This window comes from Alteribacillus iranensis (genome assembly GCF_900113025.1).
GTDB classification, from domain to species: Bacteria; Bacillota; Bacilli; order Bacillales; family Marinococcaceae; genus Alteribacillus_A; species Alteribacillus_A iranensis.
The window spans coordinates 412,200-430,717 of sequence record NZ_FONT01000001.1; the positions used below are offsets into that span (position 1 = coordinate 412,200).

Consider the following 18,518-nt stretch of genomic DNA (forward strand, 5'->3'; position numbering starts at 1 on the left):
GCTTCTAAAATAAACGATAGTTAGCATAGGAAGAACACCCTATTGAGCAAGATGAAATAACCTATTGTCTCTTATCGGATTAGTATGTTAAACAGAGGGTCAATTGCATTGTTGATTTTCATGTTGTTGAGAATGGTTTCTGGATATATATGTTAAAATTAAGGAATGAAGTTGTTCAACAATCGGGCCAGATTGTCTAATATTAACTATTGAATTACTTTAAAACGAAAGTGAGGTTCGAGATGAAGATTGTTAATCAAGAAACCAAAGATTTTTCGATTAAATCCTTGGAATCAACTTTTAATAAACTTTCAAACGCTTATAAAAGTATGACAGAGAAAGGGTCAAATACAACCCTTGTCAGAAAGAGAAAAAATGCTGTAAAAGTTGGATTGGATAGCCTTAATGGTACTTGGTATGGGAAAGACTTTTCCTATGACGAAGACACTACATTGACCTCCAAAGAAGTTCTACAAGGTCTCATTCCATCTATCGAAAAGCAGATAGCAAAGGCAAAAGAGGGTAGCTCTCAAAAAACATTAAATGAGCGACGTTTAATAGCACTCAAACTGGCAATTGAATCCTTGGATAAACATCTTAAATAATTTTGTTTGGCGATTCTCACTGTTCCACAAACGGGCGCAATTCTTGAATAACTGCACAGCCTAATCCTTCTAAAACGACTTTTAGGATTAGGTTTTTTGTCACTAAATTTCTTTTCCCTGTAATAGACTGGAAAGGGAAGAGATCAAATTTCACATTATAGATCGATTGTTGAATAAAGGCTGGATCCAATGAACATACTGGAAATCAAATTGGTTGATTCATAGTATGGGAGTGTGGTTAATATGTTGTTGTCCGAAGCATGGGAAAATTATCAGTCTGATAAACGAATTGAAGGCTATTCTTCCCTTACTCTTAAGATGTATGGCTTTCAATGTAATCTTTTGAAGCAATATTTTGATGATAGCAGGATGGACGATATTACAACGGAAGATTTGAAACTATACTTGGGAGAAGCTGCAGAATACTTAAAGCCATCTAGTTTGGGTCATCGTGTACGGTTCATTAAGTCATTATTTAAATGGACCCATGAAGAGGGCTTTATCTTAAAAAATCCTGCAGCAAAATTAAAAGAACCCAAGTTGGGCAAACGGATTCCCAAGTTTCTCTCAGAACATGAAATTGAGCATCTCCGTGAAGGATGCCATACATCAATGGAGAAAGCCTTATTTGAATTTTTTTATTCTACTGGATGCCGAATTGGAGAAGTTGCGAAATTAAATCAAGATGATATTAATTTCATAGGGAACTCAGTAATTGTGCATGGTAAAGGCGATAAGGAAAGAGAAGTATATTTTAATGTACGCTGTGCAATTTGGCTGAAGAGATATCTGGATGAACGGGACGATGATGAGCCTTGTCTTTTCGTTACAGTGCGTAAACCGAAAAGACGTATGAGTGTAGATTCCTTGAGATATATTGTTAAACGTATATCAAAACGTGCTGGAATAAACAAAACAATTCATCCGCACCAATTACGTCATAGTTATGCTACACACATGATTGACAATGGTGCGCCTTTAGAAGTGATCCAAAGCCTGCTTGGTCATGAAAAGAGTGAAACGACAAGAATTTACGCCCATCTCAGTGGAAAATTAAGATATGATTTCTATAACAAGTATTTTTAAATGGAAACTGAAAAGTAAATTTATTGATGATATCCGAGACAACCATTACGTATGTTATAATTAAAAAAAGAATCTTTTGGGGTGATAAAAATGGGTGCATTAAGCAAAAATGTACAAAAGGAACTTGCAAATGCATTAGATGATAAAGATGAGGCTATGTTTGTGGCTAATGGAAAACTGTTCTCGCTTGAAGTTCATGATACTGATTTGGCAGATGAAGATATCGGCAATTTGGAGAAGGAAATTGAATCCTATCCAGAATTAAAAGAATCGCTCCAACGATATCTTGATAATCCAGACATGAAAAGGTATACCGCAAACGAATTAAAGGAGCGGCGGTATGACCAAAGACAATAATCATAAATTTTCGGTTTATTTTACAGATGAATTTAATAGGTGTTTAGATCAAATTCAAGCCTTCTTTGCAGAGCAAGGCGAAGATGTGCTTGAATGGTGGTTTTCCAAAGAAGATAACATAATTGACGAAATTGAACGTCTGTTATCTTCTTTTCCATATGCCGGAAAGATGGTTGAGCAGGGATCATTTAAAGGTTTGCGTTGTCTTACATATGGAAAGGGACGGCATCGAATGTTAAATTATGTGGTTTTTTATGCGGTTAACGAAAATGAAGAAGATATTGATGTCATTAACATTTTGCCATCTCGTTCTAAACGAAAACGAATAAAATAATTCAAGAAACGGGCCAGATTATTGAATTTAAATTGGAGTGAAATATAATGGCAACTGTCGATAATATAATTCAAGACATAAAACAGGAACTAGATGGACTGCCAGGTGTAGTAGGAGTTGTATTAGGTGGGTCTAGGGCAAGAGGAACTCATAGTCCAGATTCTGATATAGATATTGGAATTTACTATGATGAATCAAAAGGGTTTAATACCAATGATATAGAAAAAGCAGCGTTTAATCTTAATGACGATAAAAAAGAGCATTTAATTACTTCTTTAGGTGAATGGGGCGAATGGATAAATGGAGGTGGCTGGTTAGTTATACAGGGTTATCATGTAGATCTTATCTTTCGTGATATTAAACGAGTCAGTAAAGTTATTGACGATTGTTTATCAGGTCTAGTATCCATTCATTATCAAACAGGACATCCTCACGGTTATTTGAATGCCATGTATATGGGGGAATTAGCTGTTTGTAATGTTTTATCTGACCCTGAAGGTACGTTAAGTGAATTAAAAAAGAAAACAGAACCTTATCCCGAGAAATTTCAAGAAGCGATGATTCAATATTTTTCCTTTGAAGCTTCTTTTTCCCTGATGTTTATGGAAGCCAATGCGAATAAAGACGACATTTCATACGTGATGGGGCATTGTTTTCGGAGTATTTCTTGCTTGAATCAAGTTATCTTTTCAAAAAACAAGGTGTATTGCATCAACGAAAAGAAAGCTGTAGCCATGATTCAAGATTTTTCAATAAAACCTATAAACTATAAAAAACGTATTGATGAAATTGTTTCCTTTCTTTCAACGGATAAAGATAAAACAAACCAAGCTGTAAACAACTTAAAAGAATTAATTTCTGAAACTGAAGCATTATAAATATTCCGCAAACGGGCGCAATGATGTAGTAAATGTAAAGGGCCATATTTATGGTTACAATGAAGGTTTTTAAATTCTTGTGTGTCGGTAGGATGGGAAGTATTGGGAATTTTACTCGTGTTAATAAGCCCTTAAAGTGATAGAAGGGAGAGGTAAAAGAAAATGACAAACAGCAAAAAGGTAAGAAAAGAAGGAAAATGGGATTGGGTGGTTGATGTCCTCTTGTTTATCCCTGAGCTTATTATCATTCCCATTCGCCTCGTGTTTCGAGGTATTTTTGGCCTGTTTAAACATTGGGGCTAGCTTCCTCTTCCATTCATGGCCGCAACGTTCAGACGGTGTGTATTCCCTTGACACAAATTGTGTTGTCTAAGTATGACAACAAGGGTTAATATTACCTGCTGCGCTCGAGGAAAATAAAACAGATCATCGCTATTAAAAGTATCTTATGATTACGGGATAGATTGTCTTTCAGATCCATGATATCGTTGTCTACATCGCGAAAAAGTTTCGTGTATTCGTGCGGGAAATATCCATTGTAAAAATGGCCCCCCCGTTGTCCTTCTTCGTCTTGCAGGGTAAAATCACCGGAGAACCCTTTAATTTCTGTGGGTAAAATGACTTTTCCAATTGCATCTTTGAGAGTCCCCTTCACTTTGATCAGACTCTTCAATTTTTTGTATTTCCCGAGCCTTTCCTCTTGCGCATGTATAGTAACTCTCGATTGCTTCATTCCTTTCCTCTTAAAGGTTAACAGCAAGTTGTCCTCATTAGAAAATACTCCATAGGTAAGTGGTAGCATCATCATAAGGGAGTCACGCAGCAACAGGCTGACAGGATAAAGAAGAAAAGGAATCGGTAATGGCTTTACGGTACCGACGAAATATCCTTGCTTTTCAAACAGAAGAAGACGAGGAAAGAAGTGAACGTCCTTTTTAAGAACAAGGTGGTCTAATACTATGACGGTCTTGTTTGATTCAGAAACGTGAATATCTTTTATCTCCATGAATTTTTGCCAGCTGGAGACTGCAATACCCGCCATAAATAAGCCGACTATACCGATGGAAGTCATATTGAACCAATTTCCGACGAATCGGGCCAATCGATCGAAAGCACAACCAAACCGATAAAAAAGATGACAGCTGCAAAAATCCCCGCTACTTTCATTCTGCGCTCATACATCGCGGCAATCATCGAATCAACCCCAAGCATGTTACAATCATTTATGTTGTACTTCAAAAGTTTGACTGAGATTCTACAAGTTTTCAACATATGACTTGATTACATAGGAGGGCTTTTTTTTGGATGAAAGAATAGCAGAGTTAATCGAATATACGAAAACAACCCTTGGCTTACATCATTACAACCTGCTTACCTATGACATTCGCCGATCGGTAAATATTTTCAATGAAACGATTTATCTATTAGGGATGGAGTGGCTTCCACCTTATGTGAAAGAACGCGAAGAAGACGGACTCAATCCGGAGGGAACGGCTGTCGTTGATATCAACATACATACACATCAATTGAAAAGTGTTATTTTTGTCGGCGGTAAGTCTTATGCGAATGGAGCTAAGTTTAAAGATATAAATAGGCAGGCCATCATCAAGGGCCTGGAACAAAAAACAGGCTTGGTATATAAGAGGCAGTTTCAGCTTGTCAAAGAAGAAGAAAACGAGTATCGATTTGAGGAATGTATCGATGAAATAAAAGTTTCTCCTTCCGGTTCGATAGAGGTCCGCTTTGACGAGGAGGGGAAACTGACTCTATTTTCGGTGGACGGTCATTTTCCATCAGAAGAAAAGATACAGAAGGAAACGTTCTCATTAAAATGGGAGGAAGTTGAGTCGTTTGCTAAACAGCAGCTGCAACTCATAGAGTTTCCTTCAGCCGAGCAAGAGAGAGTTATCCCCGTGTATGGCATAGAGGAACTTTATGTGACGAATGAGGCTCAAACGACGATCCCTTTTGAGTTTATTGTTGAAAGGAGATCTTATTTGGTGGTAGATCAATTGTTGGCATGGGAATCTCCATTAAAGGAGGCCTTTGAATGTACCACCATTTGTGTACAGGAAGAAGTGAGCAAAGAACAAGCCTTCTCCGGTGAACCACACCCTGATACGTTTCCAATTACCGACAAGGAACAAGAACGAGCTGTTCATGCTGTTATTACCTTAATGAGTCAAGAATTCCCACAGGAAAGTGGAAAATGGATTCTTAAGACACTACATCGGGATCAAGGATATGTTCTTGCCACGCTAAAACTTGTCAATCCAGACAACCGGGTTTTTGAGCGAAAGGTGAAAGTCATCCTCGACTCAGATAGGCTGTGCGCTGTGAATTATATCGATAATGAGTTCTTCATGGACTTATATAAGGATTATGAGGAACCTGAAAAAATAACAATTAGTGAAGAAGTAGCTTACGAGACGCTGAAGCAGAAAGTGACGATTACCCCGGTGTATGTCTATGATTTTGAGACACGCCAGTATATATTGTGCGGAAAAATCGACTGTGCTTACGGTGTGCACGCAGCGAACGGCAAGATACTCTTATTGGAAAACTTGTCTCTTTTTTAAATGCAGTGTTATCACTCCTCATCTTATACTTACATATAACTGTCCAAAGACTGGAAGGACGCATGAAAGGGATGAAATCTACCTTAGATCAGCTGGCTCGCCAGATGGTGGGGGAGGAGAATCCAATAAATGATAATCTGCGGAAACTTATACATAAAGGACGGGAAGTTCGAGCAGTCAAAGAGGCAAGAGACACTTTAGGTCTATCACTAGCGGAGGGTAAAGAGTACGTGGACGCATTAAAGCGTGAAAAAAGAGAATAGAAATGCCATGTTATTTTGTGAACTGATAGGAGAAATAATCAATTGGGATTTTTGGTTCTAAATAAGTTCTATTTCCAGCAAAAAGGGCGCTTTACTAGAGTGAGAATTGCGCTATTTCTTTTGTTTAATGGAGGGGAATTGTATGGAGACTTTCGGAATTATTGGATTCACTTTCGGTGTAATTGCCTTTACTACAGCAGTGACTAACACTAAAAAAGTAAAAGAACTTGAAATGAGAATTAATGATTTAGAGAATAAAGAATAACACGTATTCCTTATTGATTTAATCGGTTAACTGGTGCTAATCAGAAATGAGTATTAGCGTCAACACTGCTTTTAAGGTCCTTTTTGTGGAATAAATTGTTGAAATTGAATCAATTAAAAAATGAAAGGAGGAGATTCTAATATGGGTTTAGCTTTGGATATTGCGCTTACTTTATTACCTGTTGTAATAGCGGGTATGACTGCAGTATTTGTAGTTTGTAGAGAAGGAGCGGGCATCGTTACAGGAATTTTGTGTATGTTTGTTTTTCCTAATACCATGTCTTCCACACATGTGATGGAGGGGATATGGTTTGGTACCTTGCTAGGGGCTGTCGCGTCCTTCATATTCTTTCATGTACAATTCGTTCTCGAGAGGCTATCTAAGTCTTTTTGACATGATTTGTAAACCAGTGTGTTTAGCCCATCAGCGCCAGAAAAGAAGATTAACCATGTATGACCGATAAAGAAAGAGTTCTCAATGGAATGGCTGGATGAGTATACACTGTACACTCTAAATGATTCCCCTGATTATCCAACTTCAAATAGAAGCATCGAATTAGAAATCGGTAAAGAAATTTATTACGGAAATGGTTTGGCTTGTAAAAGTTTGCTAATGAAAGACGATTATGAGACTTGCTACCAAAACTAATAACTAAAACTGGTGCCATTCCCGAAAAGGCGGCGCACGATTCGCTATTGTTGGGCCAGATTATGGAGCAAGGTTTATAAAAGGGATAAAAAGAGGGGAGTTCAATTCATGGAATTAAATACAGATAAAATCTTGCAGTCTCTAAACGAGGAAGAAATTTACTCTTTTATGCGAAATGTTTTATTTCGGCGTTTTTCAAGGAGAAAAGCGTCTATTTCGTTTATTAATTAACGCACACACCTGGAATTGGGTCGGATGATATTAAGTAAACGGGCAGGATTGTTTAATAACAAGGCAAACAAATTGGAGGTGATAATAAAATGAGTGGATTGGTTTTGGTCTCCATGATAGCAATTATATTTTTAACCTATAACCTTACTAGGGTCCTTAAAAACAAAGAGGCACCTAAGAGTAATAGGAGAATCGCTTGGTCATTATACGGCTTCTCTGTAATAGCCTTAGTCATAGTAAATATCCTATTTTCCTAATGGTCCTTATTAAATTAACGGACGCATATTTGGATGAGGTTAAGCACCCAATCTCATACTTCTGATATTTATCTTAGATTTACCTAAAGCTAGTAACTTTATAATTTTAGGAGTAACTGCTCTTTTTTGTATCCTTCTTAATGAGGTGTTTGGATTTAAAAACAACAAAAGAGGTTAGAAAAATTATACCGCAATCGGGCGCTTTTTCGTAATAAGGAATATGTGTTGAACAAGAATTTGTTAGAATTATGTTATAAGGAGGTATTTTAAATGCTTTCGTCAGAGGTAAGCTCAATACTAATTATGCTTTTACTTTTAGGTTGGTGTATCAGTTTAATGCGTCAAAATAGGGTACTGAAAAGAGAAAACGTTCGGCTTTTAGAGAAGACTGGAGAATATGATGATATGAAAAATGAAGCAAAGGAAATATTAAAAAGTTCAACAGAAGTCAAAACCGTTAAATCATTGAGAAAAAGGTACGGTTTGTCCTTGATAGATGCAAAGGAAATCGTGGATTCAGTAAAATAGCATGAACCTTCAGGAAACGGGCGCCGTGCTTTTTTGTGAAATAGACTCTAAAATAATGCTAAAGATTCGGGCACACTTGCGGAATGAATGACAAGTCCAAATTTGCCATGTATGGGCCAGTTTGTTGAATAAATTCATTGTACATATGAATTCTCTGAAATAATCGGATGAGGTAAAGCCTAATAAATTCCATGATTGTGGTGGTGTTTACACGGCCACGGCGAAGTAAAATGGTATTTTCTGTATACTGTACTGTGTTATGTCACCCACTGGGTATGCTAAATTTACTATAGTCTTTAAAAACAAAAAGGTGCCAAAGAGTAATAAGCGAATTGCTTGGTTATACACCTTCTTTGTCATAGCCTTAATTATAGTAAATACTCTTTTTCCTAATGGTTCTTATTTTTAAATCAACAGGGTGCTGTTCTTTAACAAGGAAGAAGGGTCATGTAATTAATAACAAAAGGAGCTTGTTTTTCAAGCTCCTTTTTACTGTGATATTTCCACTTTACCTTGCAGTGTTATTTTATAAACAATAAGAGTGGTGATTTCGCTGTTGTTTGGTGTTTTGTACTCCGAAACCGATCCCATTACTTTTCAAGTACTTGTTTTTTCTTGCGATCGGTTTTAACTCGCTCCGAGGCGACACTTTTACTCGGCCCATCTCTCGCTTCGTCACCGTTAGACGGGGCCTTGCGCTTTTCTTAATGTCTAGCTCCAGCGCCCAGACGCTCTGGGTTTCTTCGGTGCAGACAATGAAAGGAAAAGCACCTTTCTTTGCTGCCCCTCCAGAACCTGTCGCGTCTGAGCAGGCGCTTGCGCTTTTCTTAATGGCCTTTTGTATAAGCGTTCGTATAGGTGGCGATCCTTCTTTTCCCTTCGTCTGTCGTACATTCAAACCGATCGTAAACAAAATCAGGTTGATCTTCGTATAATGTTCTTTCATAGTGATGCTGAACAAACAATGTCTTCCCTGTTTTTTTGAAAGTGATGAAATTAACGCCTTTGAATGAGGCCATCCCTTCTGCCTGCAACAGTTCATATAATAACCGATTATGGCAGTCGACCATATGTTTTGTAGTGAAGCCGAATGCTTGTAAGTCGCGCATAAAGCTTTCTCGAGCGGGTTGTTCTAATTCATTAAGCAGAATAGTAAAAGGATCGAATTGATTCGTATGAATACGCACCCAATCATATTCTTTCACTTGATGTTTCTTCCCTTTTTTGTCTTCAAATGTAAGAGCATAAGCATAAGAAGCTGCAATCCACTTCCCTTTATATTGAATTTCAAATTCAAACGGGCATCCTTCTAATTCTAATGTTTCTCGATTAATTTCTTCTTCGAGATACACACTCTCTTTACTTTGACGGACACGGTAGTATACATAAGGCTCATCAGGAAGTGGGGTATTTTCTTCCGTTGGTGTCTTTTCCACGTCCATAGCCCCAAATTGAGAACCTATTTCTCTCCATTGTGCTGCTGATTGGTTATACGTTTCTACCTGTTTATGTATATCATCAATCACTTGTTGTACAGCCTGACACGCCGATGCTTCATAAGAGAGATCCCATTCCATTTCTGACTTTTTTATTTTGGAGCCAGGAACGGTTACGGTAGCATTTTTTAATTCCTGAAGGGAATGGGCATGTTCTAAATCAGGAGGTTCGGAGACTCCCAATATAGTGACTTTTCCTGACCATGTCTTTTTGGGAGGAGTAAATACTTCTTCTAAACGGCCAAAATAAGTACCTTCTTTTCCTTTATCAATAAGTATAGTACTTCCAATGTGTTTTAACGCTTCTGTACGATTCATGGAAACCCTCACTTTTACATAGGTTGTTGCGCTATTTCATTACATTATACGTAAAACAATACGAGCCGGCAATAGGACTCTATTTCCTAATATAATCAATAATACCCATAGCGGATATATGTGCATCTAATTGTATGATTTGATGTAACAAATGATCATCTGTTAAATGATCAATACCGTAGTGATTACTCACAGCACGGTGGATGCGGGTTGCTAAAAATGTATGATCTTCTCCTTTTTCGTATGCCTCATATCCCAGCTCCATAAAGATAGGGATCCAGCTCTCTATTTGCCGCTTTACCTCTGAAATATGAGTTGTCATTCCATAATGACCGAAAAATATTCGAGTCGGCTTATAAGAGAGAAGGAGGGAGAGAGATTCAAGCATTTTGTCTGGATCAAAATGGTTAGGGGAAGTAGTAGGAACATACATTTCCTTTCCTAGCCGTTTTCCTTCATAATATTGAATACCGATGGTGTCTCCCGTGAAAATTCCTTTTGATTTCGAATCAACCATACTAAAGTGATGATTAGCATGACCCGGTGTATTTAAAAATGTTAAGGTTCTTTCTTTAGATAATGAAATTGTCTCTTCATGAGAGGCGGTCATTATTTTATCTTCATCTACAGGATAGACGGGAGCGAAAAAAGAATCAAACTGACTTCCGTAAACGGCCTTCGCACCTTGAATGAGCCGTTCAGGGTGAGCAAGATGTTTTGCTCCTCGTGGATGGACGACTACTTTGGCGTTTGGGCAATCTTTTATGAGCAACCCCGCTCCGCCCGCGTGGTCTAAGTGAACATGAGTTACGATAATATATCGAACATCCGTCAAATCTCTTCCTAGAAATTCAATAGATTCTTTAATGTAGGGAACTGATAGACTTGGTCCTGTATCAATAATGGCTAATTCTTCTTCGTTTATAATATAAGTGCCTGTCCGTCCCGGCATGTGTAAATCGAAGCCATCTGATATCCAAATATCATCTATCAACTCGGTTGGTTTGTGCTGGCTCATTCAGATCCTCCTTTCGATTTAAGAATCGAGATCGCTCACGCCTGATCAGTCATCATCTGATCTTCACTGCGTGCTTCTGGTAATCATGTGTCTTTCACTCTTCTCTTAGTGATGCTTACTCCGGCTAGAATACCTTTTATCGTTTAATTTTAATAGTTGTTCCATCTTTTCTGCGTTTTGTTGTTCTGTCTTTTCTCTTATGGCTTTTAGTTTTAATTCCATTTTAATCAGCGCTTCGTATAATTGTTCTTTTTTCACTTGCTTTTGTTCGTTTGTTAAGGAATGATACGTATCTATTAAAGAAGGAATATCCTTTTGAAGCATGCGCTTAAGCATATATCTCTCTTCAATATCAAGCTCATCAAACATTTCTATTATTTGCCGACTTTCTTGAAGGAGGTGATCCAGGCGATTAAGCAGAATACTGTCCAGCCCTCTCCATTCTTCGTGATACAACGTTTCAATAGCGCGTAAGAGTTGTTTAGGTTCTTCGGTTGTATTGATCACTGGTTTTTCCTCAGACCGGACGGGAGGAGGGGAGAGCGGCGCGTCATCTCGCTTCATTAATTTACCTAGTAAAGCATCATCGAGCTCTTCCAATTTATGAAACACGTTTTGAAATAAATGTGATTTCTGGATGCTTCTTACATAGGTTTGGCCATTTTTAATGTATTGTACCGTCGCTTCTTTAAATCTTTTTTGACTGTTTTTCGGAGCGTAAGCCTTACGAGTATACTCAATGATAATACGTTTTTTTATTGCCGCTTCCGACTTTGGCGTTTCATAAGAGAGCAATCTCATTCGTTTTTGATTAATCTTCAGACGAAACTGAAAGGTTTTTCCATTTTTCTTAAAGGTTTGAGCGCCCTTTACTTGCTCCCCGTATTGGATTAAACGATTTAGCGCAGCTTCTGTTTCTGTTATTATCTCCGTTCCATGGGCATCTGAAAAAATATGATCATCCACGGGACGCAGATGATCAGGGAGAAATCGTTCAATCCATGGATGACTAAGCCAACTTTTATCCATACTGAACACCTTCTTTTTCGCAAGGTACCGATTTAAACACGTATTATTCAAGCAGCTTTGTTTGCATTTGTTTATTCAGTTCATCTAACTCAGAAATGAATCGTTTCCCCGAAGAAACAATTCGTTCATTCGATTCTTCTGTCATTTGAATGGCTGAATACACATCTTCATAAGCTTTTCTGAATGTCTCAATGGCAACAGCAGGCTCTTCAAGTGTTTTAAGTGTGTCTTCTGTATTTCTTCTGAGCATTTCTGCGTTGTTCAATATCATATTTTCTGTAGCCTCATTCACACTCTGAACAGCCTGAATGACCTTGCGTTGATTACCCAGCGCCAGTTGAATGGAGGCTGTTACGGTAATTATATTTTTAGTCATAGTAATGGCATTAAATATAGCTTCTTCTAGTTTCTCATTGTTTTCTAAGATGAGATCAACAGAAGCAAGGGATTGCTGCAGAACCATGACAGCTTGCGTCATATTTTTTATTCGTGAAATAACTTTTTGTTGCCCTTTTTGTAAAGAAACGGGATTGTCCCGCCACTCTTCTTTCGTCATTTCGCTCTCGAGCATATCATTTAACGTTTTTCCTGTTTGAATTTGTTGCTCTAAGTCCGCTATTCGTGTTTTTGCCGTATCTTTTAATTGTTCAAGCATCACATTATCTTCTTGGATTCGATCGCGTCCTGCAAGCAATCCTTCAATAATATTCTCTACTTGAGCTTCCACCGTTTCATACTTCCTGGCATACTGTTCTAGTGGGTTACGGCGTAATAATTTATTCCAGGTCTCTTTCCATTTCGTTTTCCGCAAATATTCATCAGGTTCCAGTTCACTGACAATTTCTTTTAATTCATGCAGTTTATCAGGAAGCTGATTATCTTTTTGGTTCATCATTTCACGGACTGGTTTTTTTAAAGCTTCGAGAGAATCACCGGCCTGTTTTTGCTCTGTTTCACCAAGACCTCCTAACGCTGACAGCAATTCATCAGCATCAGAAGCGGATTTAAATCTTTCCAAAAATTGTTTAGCTTTTTCTTCAGCTTGTTTCGTTTGCTCCTTATTTTCTTCTTGAGGATAGTTGTATTCTTCCACAACTAGCTCTCCTTTCGTCTCGAAACTTCATTTATATTAAATGAATCTATTAATAGCAAGTGTTAGCCTTATTATAGCATTTATTGACGACGTTCGTCTTTTCTTTCCTCTTATGAAAGAATGCGATATCATATAATAATAAAACTTATTAGAAAAGAAAGAAGAATAAAGCAAATTTTTAGATGATAGAAAAGTAACGAGTGAAACGATATGAGAAGGGGAGAGGTGGCTGTGTTTAAAAAGTATTTTTCTATTGAAGAGGCGAATGAACAGCTTCCAGCTGTGAGAGAAGAACTCGCTCATCTTCAACTGTTGCAGCGTCAGTTACGATCTACTTATAATCATCTGCAAACGTTAAAAAAATCAAAGTTAGAAGAGAGCCGAAAAATAAAAGATGATATTTTTATCCTTGAATCATCCATTGAATTTCTGCAAATCGAAGCAGATAGCTTGATTCGTCAGCTTGAACATGAAAATATTTATATTAAAAGCGTGTCTCATGGACTCGTAGATTTTCCTGCTATTGTGGAAGGGAAAGAAGTATTTTTATGTTGGAAGCAAGGAGAAGAATATGTTACGCATTACCATGAAATTTCTACCTCTTATGAAAACAGAAAGAAAATATTTGCAACAGATGATGATCAATTGGGGGAATAAGCATGTGTTTGATTGTATTTAGCTTTCAAGCTTCAGAAACATTCCCGCTCGTCGTTGCGGCGAATCGAGATGAATTTTATCAGCGCCCTGCTTCTCCTCTTCATCAATGGAAGGGAGGCAATATCATCGCGGGCAGAGACGAAGAAAAAGGCGGCACATGGATGGGAGTAACAAAAGAAGGAAGGTTTGCGGCTGTAACAAATATACGAAAAAGAGAAGAAGCATTCTTCTCACGATCGCGAGGAGAACTAGTGACAGGTTTTTTAGAAGCAGAGGAGCCTGCCAATTATTTAACATCCGTCCAGCTTGGGGGTGACAGGTATGCCGGCTTTAATTTTATTGCAGGGGGAAGCGAGGAGTTATCTTATGCTACCAATCAGCAAAAAGAAATGACATCGGTGTCCCCTGGAATTTACGGAGTGAGTAATGCAGCGCTCAACACCCCATGGCCAAAAGTAAACAAAGCAAAGAAACGCTTTTCTGAGATTATCGAGCATTCAAGCCATGAGTTAAAAGTCAATGAATTATTTGATATGCTCTCTGACAGAGAGAATGCCCCGAAAAATGAGCTTCCTGATACAGGAGTAGGGGAAGAGTTGGAACATAGCTTATCTCCTATTTTTATTAATATGAGTGGGTATGGTACAAGAGCACAAACGGTGTTCGCTGTGAGAAATGACGGGTTTGCGTTAATGGAAGAAAGAACATTTGGGGAAAACGGGGAGTTTTTGTTCAAAAACAGACTGACTTGGAATACAAGAGAAAAAACTAGTGAGGAATGACATCTTTCCTCACAGTGGTATTATAAATTTCACGTACCGTATTTAATATGATAAAAGTATTAGCTATTTTTTGTTAAGGTAGAGAAGAGACAAGTAAGCGTAACATACTAAATCTAATCAACAAGGAGGTCCAAAATGAAGAAAGTACAAGCTCCATATAAATCAGGGATCTACATAGGAGAACCAATGGAGGAAAAAGGCGACAAAACACTAATAAAAGTTCTTGCTGTTTCTAAACATCCGAATCAGGGGGATTTGCACCATCCAAAAAGCACGGATGTCCCTTTGTTTCATGAACGTAAAGCGTTAGCTGAAAACGAAAAGGTGTGGGTGCCTACAGCATTGGCACAAGAGTACGAAGGGGAAGTACCTGATTACAAAGCGTCTTTACGGGAGGCTCTCGATCGGTTAGAGGAGAAATTAAAGAATGAACAGAATGAGTACGGAGAAAAAGCATTGAAAAACATCGAAACACTAAAGCAAGACTACCACTTATAGAATGGAAGGCAGCCTATACATGGCGTGTCTTATTAGAAAAACCTAACGTGCTTACCACCGAACAAGAGGAACATGAGTATGGACTTTCCGCTGTTCCTCTTTGAACGGTGCTCCCTTATGAGTAGAGGGACGGCTTCCGTTTTTATGTGTGTCTCGGCTGTTTCTCCTACAAGACATCGGGTATTAATTTGTACAGGATATATTAGCTTCTGCCTTGCAAACACAGTAAAAGTTTCTTGTGAAAAAGGCGATTTCAACGAGAAACTAAATTCTCAAAAGGAATGGTTTTCAATTACATTTCCATTCGTCACAGTGTGAAGTCTGACCGACAAATCAATGAGAAACAAATCATCGGCGTCATCCAAACGACAGCCTGTCAACGATTCGATTTTCCGAAGGCGATATAGCAAAGACTGGCGATGCAAACTTAAATCTCGCGCTGTTTTACTCACGTTCCCTTTGTGCCGGTTATATACAGTGAAAGTGTGAACTAAATCAATTCCGCGACTCCTTGAATAATGGAGAAGCGGAGCTATAATCACATCGGTAATCGTTCTCAATTCTTCATTTTCGGTGAGTGCAAGTAACGCACGGTCAAACCGGGTATCAGCAAACGTTGTAATATATCCTTTCCCTTTTTGTCTCCGACCTATATCTAAGGCGGAAGAAGCCTCCTGAAAACCTGTGTGGAATAAATGCTTTCCGTAGGTTTTCGCGACTCCCCACGATATCACGAGCTTAGGAAGCCTTTGATTTAAACGGTATTGAAGCAATTCAATAAAAGGATAGGCCGCTTCGATCGTTTTTTCGGATAAGGTTTCCACGTAAATAACGAGCTCTTCTTTTTGGAAGGTTGACATGGTTTCTACATGCATGGTCCTTCCTGTGTGATACACCTCTTCTTCCATCGTGTTCCCTATTTGTGATACCCAATTTTCATAGGAAAGGTTCGTGGCTGGTTCTTGCGAATGAAGGGCTTGCAAGTTCTCAGGTTTCGCAATCAAACACAAATAAGGAACGTTTAAATTATAGCCAAGTGATTTTGCTCGTGACAGTGCAGTATCGTCTGAGTCGAATTTTCCTTTCGCCAAGCTCCAAACAAAATCATCCCTCAGCCTCATTTCTGTTTCTAAAGCGGCCTGATCATGAAGGAAGCATAAAGCAGAGGAGGTCACAGCATGTTCTAACAGAATGAGTATTTTTTCTTGAAAGACGTCATTCTCGGCTAAGTGAGCCGGCCATTCGATCAGAATAAAACCTTGGATTTCACGAGCACTTTGGACAGTCAATTGCAGAATGGCACAGTTGTCCTCGCTTTCTATCCAGTTCATGTTATGAGGGAAAGATACAATTTCTTCGTTTTGATCAGTCCGTTCAAAATAAAGTGGATCACCATATTGAAGCAAATGGGAATGCCATTTTTCTTCAAGTGCTTTTGCGTGTTTTCCTTTCGTTTTGATGTTTCCTCTCCGATCTGTAACGAGAACTGGCATATGAAGCATCTTTTCTAGGTAAAGTGTAATTTGTTTCATACCTTGCCCGTTCAAAATGAATTCGAGCATTTCCTTGCGAACTTTATCTGAGTAGTGGACCAGGCTCTTTTCATGCTGATGAAGAGCGCTGGATATCGCATGGCTTACGTCAGCAAACCTTACTTCCCATGGGAGCTCAATCAATGGGAATCCTTGTTCTTCACAAAAAGCGATGACTTGTTCTGGCGGCTTCTGCAAATATCGCCCTGTAGCTATGATGAGAGCAGCCGCTTCTGCCTCAATCACTTCTTTCACAAACGTTAACAGCTTTGTGCTGTCTTCTTCGCAACCTAACCCCATCGTTAAGACAACTTCGTTTTTTCTTACGAAATTCTCTACGGGAAGCTCTATGATAGAAACCCATTCAATGGGTGTTTGTAAACCAGTTCGTGCTTCTGTGTGGAGAAAGGATTGCTGCATAATTGGGAGCTTCAGCATATCAGAGACGGTAAACATGGTGATCCTCCTTCCCTATATCTTATATGTATTACCCCAAACGTTAAAAAGACGTATTGTCTAGCGGCGCTGGATTCCGAATGACAACACCTTCTCCAGCGCTTGTCGCCGATATGCAGGCGCCTTCTGCTTTTCTTAATATTCTATCACAAACAACTATTTTGAAGAGATAATCATTATTCATGTTGTCTGGTAATGAAGGTTTAGTTTCATACAAAATGATGAATGGAAAAAAATCTGCAGTTTAATAAGATAACAAGTAGAGGAAAAGAATGAAAAGGCCTCACATCTCTGTAAAAGGAGGGAGATGAGAATGTATTCAATACATCCACTTTATCAAAAGGCTAATCAATTATACGACCAATTACAACAATGGCGGCGTCATTTACACCACCACCCAGAATTAAGTTTTCAAGAACAACACACAACGGCATTTATTATAAATGAACTTCAAAAAATAGAAGGTTTGCAACTATATTCAGGAAGAGAAGAAGTAGGGCTCACCACTGGTGTTTGTGCAGTAATGAAAAAAGGAGAAGGTCCAGTGGTGGCGCTTCGAGCTGATATTGATGCTCTTCCTATACAAGAAGAAAATGAGCACGCGTTCTCCTCTTCCTGTAACGGTGTGATGCATGCTTGCGGACATGATGCCCACACGGCAATACTTCTTGGGACAGCTCACCTTTTGTCTCAAACCGACTTTTCCGGCACTGTTAAATTTCTTTTCCAACCCGCCGAGGAAGATACAGATGATCATGGGAAGTCAGGAGCTCCTTATTTTATAGAATCAGGTTTACTGGATGATGTGAAAACAGCGTTTGCGCTGCACATGGATCCGGAAGAAAAACCAGGGATAGTGAAATTGCATGAAGGTCCTAGTATGGCAAACGTGGATACATTTGAAGGAACGATTCATGGGAGCGGTGGGCATGGAGCTTATCCTCATATTGGTACAGATCCAATTTGGATGCTCTCTTTTGTCATTCAAGCCGTACAAGGCATTGTCTCCCGCCAGACATCTCCTTTATCTCCGGCTGTGATCAGCATGGGAGAAATAAAAGCGGGATCATCCACGAATGTTATCCCAGACAAAGTCTATATTCAAGGAACCATAAGAAGTTATGGAAAAGAAACAAGAGATAAACTGGGAAAACAATTAGAAGATGCCTTTTCATTAGTGGAGTCAATGGGTGGTTCCTATGAGCTGGAAATCGAGAAAGGAGAACCAGCCTTAAATAATGATAAGCACGCGGTGCGCATTTTTCATGACGCCATTACCGACGCTTTTCCCGACTTTGAGATTAGAAATGAACCATACGGACTAGGTGGAGAAGATTTCGGTTATATGGCTGAAAAAGTACCGTCAGCAATGTTGTTTTTAGGAGCGGGTTTCGATCAGAAGGAGGATCGAGGGCTTCATATGCCACGTTTCGATATACAGGAAGATATATTACCAGTCGGTGTCACTCTTATGGCAAACGCAGCCTTGAAAGTTGTGAAATGATGAGATTAACAGAATGAGTAAAAGGGAAGGAGCACACCACAGTTTCTAATTCGTACAAAAGACGCGGACACAGTGTTACAGTCGCTTGAACATTTCATGGATAG

The 18,518-nt window shown here is 38.8% G+C and carries 22 protein-coding genes; 15 read left to right on the forward strand and 7 right to left on the reverse strand.

Annotated features, from left to right (window positions below):
* Positions 1-242 precede the first annotated feature (242 nt).
* The 6 genes from BM095_RS02150 (at position 243) to BM095_RS16465 (ending at position 3,563) form a co-directional block, all read left to right on the forward strand.
* Complete coding sequence (locus BM095_RS02150; protein ID WP_091656763.1) at positions 243-605, forward strand: hypothetical protein; 363 nt, start codon at positions 243-245, stop codon at positions 603-605.
* A gap of 243 nt (positions 606-848) precedes the next feature.
* Positions 849-1,691, forward strand: coding sequence for a site-specific tyrosine recombinase/integron integrase (gene xerA, locus BM095_RS02155; RefSeq protein ID WP_091656765.1), 843 nt, complete (start codon positions 849-851; stop codon positions 1,689-1,691).
* A 90-nt stretch (positions 1,692-1,781) separates the two neighbouring features.
* On the forward strand, positions 1,782-2,048 hold the full coding sequence (locus BM095_RS02160) for a hypothetical protein (RefSeq protein WP_091656768.1): 267 nt from the start codon (positions 1,782-1,784) through the stop codon (positions 2,046-2,048).
* A complete protein-coding gene (locus BM095_RS02165; RefSeq protein WP_091656771.1) occupies positions 2,032-2,382 on the forward strand; it encodes a type II toxin-antitoxin system RelE/ParE family toxin in 351 nt (116 codons plus the stop codon). Before BM095_RS02160 ends, BM095_RS02165 begins: the two co-directional genes overlap by 17 nt.
* Before the next feature lie 47 nt (positions 2,383-2,429).
* On the forward strand, positions 2,430-3,260 hold the full coding sequence (locus BM095_RS02170) for a nucleotidyltransferase domain-containing protein (protein WP_090085136.1): 831 nt from the start codon (positions 2,430-2,432) through the stop codon (positions 3,258-3,260).
* A 162-nt stretch (positions 3,261-3,422) separates the two neighbouring features.
* Complete coding sequence (locus tag BM095_RS16465) at positions 3,423-3,563, forward strand: hypothetical protein (RefSeq protein WP_177194656.1); 141 nt, start codon at positions 3,423-3,425, stop codon at positions 3,561-3,563.
* A gap of 91 nt (positions 3,564-3,654) precedes the next feature.
* On the opposite strand, the gene BM095_RS02175 is transcribed toward BM095_RS16465, so the two are convergent.
* Together BM095_RS02175 and BM095_RS16810 are read right to left on the reverse strand one after the other, a co-directional pair.
* The gene (locus BM095_RS02175; RefSeq protein ID WP_091656773.1) at positions 3,655-4,332 is read right to left on the reverse strand and encodes a hypothetical protein; all 678 of its coding nucleotides are present in this window, start codon (positions 4,330-4,332) and stop codon (positions 3,655-3,657) included.
* Positions 4,329-4,454 (reverse strand): hypothetical protein, encoded by a 126-nt coding sequence (locus tag BM095_RS16810; RefSeq protein WP_281243855.1) that lies wholly within the window; start codon positions 4,452-4,454, stop codon positions 4,329-4,331. Before BM095_RS16810 ends, BM095_RS02175 begins: the two co-directional genes overlap by 4 nt.
* Before the next feature lie 107 nt (positions 4,455-4,561).
* Here BM095_RS16810 and BM095_RS02180 point away from each other — a divergent pair, with 107 nt between their 5' ends.
* The 5 genes from BM095_RS02180 to BM095_RS02195 all read left to right on the forward strand — a co-directional run bounded on the left by BM095_RS02180 (position 4,562) and on the right by BM095_RS02195 (position 8,031).
* Positions 4,562-5,839 (forward strand): hypothetical protein, encoded by a 1,278-nt coding sequence (locus tag BM095_RS02180; protein WP_091656776.1) that lies wholly within the window; start codon positions 4,562-4,564, stop codon positions 5,837-5,839.
* Positions 5,840-5,910: 71 nt separating this feature from the next.
* Complete coding sequence (locus BM095_RS02185; protein WP_245757775.1) at positions 5,911-6,102, forward strand: hypothetical protein; 192 nt, start codon at positions 5,911-5,913, stop codon at positions 6,100-6,102.
* A gap of 142 nt (positions 6,103-6,244) precedes the next feature.
* A complete protein-coding gene (locus BM095_RS16815) occupies positions 6,245-6,367 on the forward strand; it encodes a hypothetical protein (protein WP_281243856.1) in 123 nt (40 codons plus the stop codon).
* A 141-nt stretch (positions 6,368-6,508) separates the two neighbouring features.
* Positions 6,509-6,760: a hypothetical protein gene (locus tag BM095_RS02190; protein WP_091656781.1), complete on the forward strand. Its 252-nt coding sequence runs from the start codon at positions 6,509-6,511 to the stop codon at positions 6,758-6,760.
* 1,013 nt (positions 6,761-7,773) lie between these two features.
* The gene (locus BM095_RS02195) at positions 7,774-8,031 is read left to right on the forward strand and encodes a hypothetical protein (RefSeq protein WP_091656784.1); all 258 of its coding nucleotides are present in this window, start codon (positions 7,774-7,776) and stop codon (positions 8,029-8,031) included.
* 827 nt (positions 8,032-8,858) lie between these two features.
* On the opposite strand, the gene BM095_RS02200 is transcribed toward BM095_RS02195, so the two are convergent.
* The 4 genes from BM095_RS02200 to BM095_RS02215 form a co-directional block, all read right to left on the reverse strand.
* Entirely contained in the window at positions 8,859-9,845 is a 987-nt protein-coding gene (locus BM095_RS02200; protein WP_091656787.1) for a DUF2777 family protein, read from the reverse strand.
* Between the two features lie 79 nt (positions 9,846-9,924).
* Positions 9,925-10,863 carry an MBL fold metallo-hydrolase gene (locus BM095_RS02205; protein WP_091656790.1) on the reverse strand — a complete coding sequence of 313 codons (939 nt, stop codon included), beginning with the start codon at positions 10,861-10,863 and terminating at the stop codon, positions 9,925-9,927.
* Positions 10,864-10,968: 105 nt separating this feature from the next.
* The gene (locus BM095_RS02210; RefSeq protein ID WP_091656793.1) at positions 10,969-11,892 is read right to left on the reverse strand and encodes a hypothetical protein; all 924 of its coding nucleotides are present in this window, start codon (positions 11,890-11,892) and stop codon (positions 10,969-10,971) included.
* A gap of 43 nt (positions 11,893-11,935) precedes the next feature.
* Positions 11,936-12,910: a toxic anion resistance protein gene (locus tag BM095_RS02215; protein ID WP_407639132.1), complete on the reverse strand. Its 975-nt coding sequence runs from the start codon at positions 12,908-12,910 to the stop codon at positions 11,936-11,938.
* Positions 12,911-13,210: 300 nt separating this feature from the next.
* Here BM095_RS02215 and BM095_RS02220 point away from each other — a divergent pair, with 300 nt between their 5' ends.
* The 3 genes from BM095_RS02220 to kapB all read left to right on the forward strand — a co-directional run bounded on the left by BM095_RS02220 (position 13,211) and on the right by kapB (position 14,922).
* Complete coding sequence (locus BM095_RS02220; protein ID WP_218151602.1) at positions 13,211-13,642, forward strand: DUF2203 domain-containing protein; 432 nt, start codon at positions 13,211-13,213, stop codon at positions 13,640-13,642.
* Between the two features lie 2 nt (positions 13,643-13,644).
* A complete protein-coding gene (locus BM095_RS02225) occupies positions 13,645-14,424 on the forward strand; it encodes an NRDE family protein (RefSeq protein ID WP_091656802.1) in 780 nt (259 codons plus the stop codon).
* A 135-nt stretch (positions 14,425-14,559) separates the two neighbouring features.
* Entirely contained in the window at positions 14,560-14,922 is a 363-nt protein-coding gene (gene kapB / locus BM095_RS02230) for a sporulation phosphorelay system protein KapB (protein ID WP_091656805.1), read from the forward strand.
* Between the two features lie 272 nt (positions 14,923-15,194).
* Here the strand turns inward: kapB and BM095_RS02235 are convergent, their stop codons facing one another.
* The gene (locus tag BM095_RS02235; protein WP_091656808.1) at positions 15,195-16,910 is read right to left on the reverse strand and encodes a PucR family transcriptional regulator; all 1,716 of its coding nucleotides are present in this window, start codon (positions 16,908-16,910) and stop codon (positions 15,195-15,197) included.
* A gap of 313 nt (positions 16,911-17,223) precedes the next feature.
* Here BM095_RS02235 and BM095_RS02240 point away from each other — a divergent pair, with 313 nt between their 5' ends.
* On the forward strand, positions 17,224-18,414 hold the full coding sequence (locus tag BM095_RS02240; RefSeq protein WP_091656811.1) for a M20 metallopeptidase family protein: 1,191 nt from the start codon (positions 17,224-17,226) through the stop codon (positions 18,412-18,414).
* Positions 18,415-18,518: the final 104 nt, after the last annotated feature.

Bases quoted from the DNA above. Each gene is read 5' to 3' on its own strand.
- BM095_RS02150 (WP_091656763.1), top strand. From the start codon at position 243: ATGAAGATTGTTAATCAAGAAACCAAAGATTTTTCGATTAAATCCTTG.
- xerA (WP_091656765.1), top strand. From the start codon at position 849: ATGTTGTTGTCCGAAGCATGGGAAAATTATCAGTCTGATAAACGAATT.
- BM095_RS02160 (WP_091656768.1), top strand. From the start codon at position 1,782: ATGGGTGCATTAAGCAAAAATGTACAAAAGGAACTTGCAAATGCATTA.
- BM095_RS02165 (WP_091656771.1), top strand. From the start codon at position 2,032: ATGACCAAAGACAATAATCATAAATTTTCGGTTTATTTTACAGATGAA.
- BM095_RS02170 (WP_090085136.1), top strand. From the start codon at position 2,430: ATGGCAACTGTCGATAATATAATTCAAGACATAAAACAGGAACTAGAT.
- BM095_RS16465 (WP_177194656.1), top strand. From the start codon at position 3,423: ATGACAAACAGCAAAAAGGTAAGAAAAGAAGGAAAATGGGATTGGGTG.
- BM095_RS02175 (WP_091656773.1), bottom strand. From the start codon at position 4,332: ATGACTTCCATCGGTATAGTCGGCTTATTTATGGCGGGTATTGCAGTC.
- BM095_RS16810 (WP_281243855.1), bottom strand. From the start codon at position 4,454: ATGATTGCCGCGATGTATGAGCGCAGAATGAAAGTAGCGGGGATTTTT.
- BM095_RS02185 (WP_245757775.1), top strand. From the start codon at position 5,911: ATGAAATCTACCTTAGATCAGCTGGCTCGCCAGATGGTGGGGGAGGAG.
- BM095_RS16815 (WP_281243856.1), top strand. From the start codon at position 6,245: ATGGAGACTTTCGGAATTATTGGATTCACTTTCGGTGTAATTGCCTTT.
- BM095_RS02190 (WP_091656781.1), top strand. From the start codon at position 6,509: ATGGGTTTAGCTTTGGATATTGCGCTTACTTTATTACCTGTTGTAATA.
- BM095_RS02195 (WP_091656784.1), top strand. From the start codon at position 7,774: ATGCTTTCGTCAGAGGTAAGCTCAATACTAATTATGCTTTTACTTTTA.
- BM095_RS02200 (WP_091656787.1), bottom strand. From the start codon at position 9,845: ATGAATCGTACAGAAGCGTTAAAACACATTGGAAGTACTATACTTATT.
- BM095_RS02205 (WP_091656790.1), bottom strand. From the start codon at position 10,863: ATGAGCCAGCACAAACCAACCGAGTTGATAGATGATATTTGGATATCA.
- BM095_RS02210 (WP_091656793.1), bottom strand. From the start codon at position 11,892: ATGGATAAAAGTTGGCTTAGTCATCCATGGATTGAACGATTTCTCCCT.
- BM095_RS02225 (WP_091656802.1), top strand. From the start codon at position 13,645: ATGTGTTTGATTGTATTTAGCTTTCAAGCTTCAGAAACATTCCCGCTC.
- kapB (WP_091656805.1), top strand. From the start codon at position 14,560: ATGAAGAAAGTACAAGCTCCATATAAATCAGGGATCTACATAGGAGAA.
- BM095_RS02235 (WP_091656808.1), bottom strand. From the start codon at position 16,910: ATGTTTACCGTCTCTGATATGCTGAAGCTCCCAATTATGCAGCAATCC.
- BM095_RS02240 (WP_091656811.1), top strand. From the start codon at position 17,224: ATGTATTCAATACATCCACTTTATCAAAAGGCTAATCAATTATACGAC.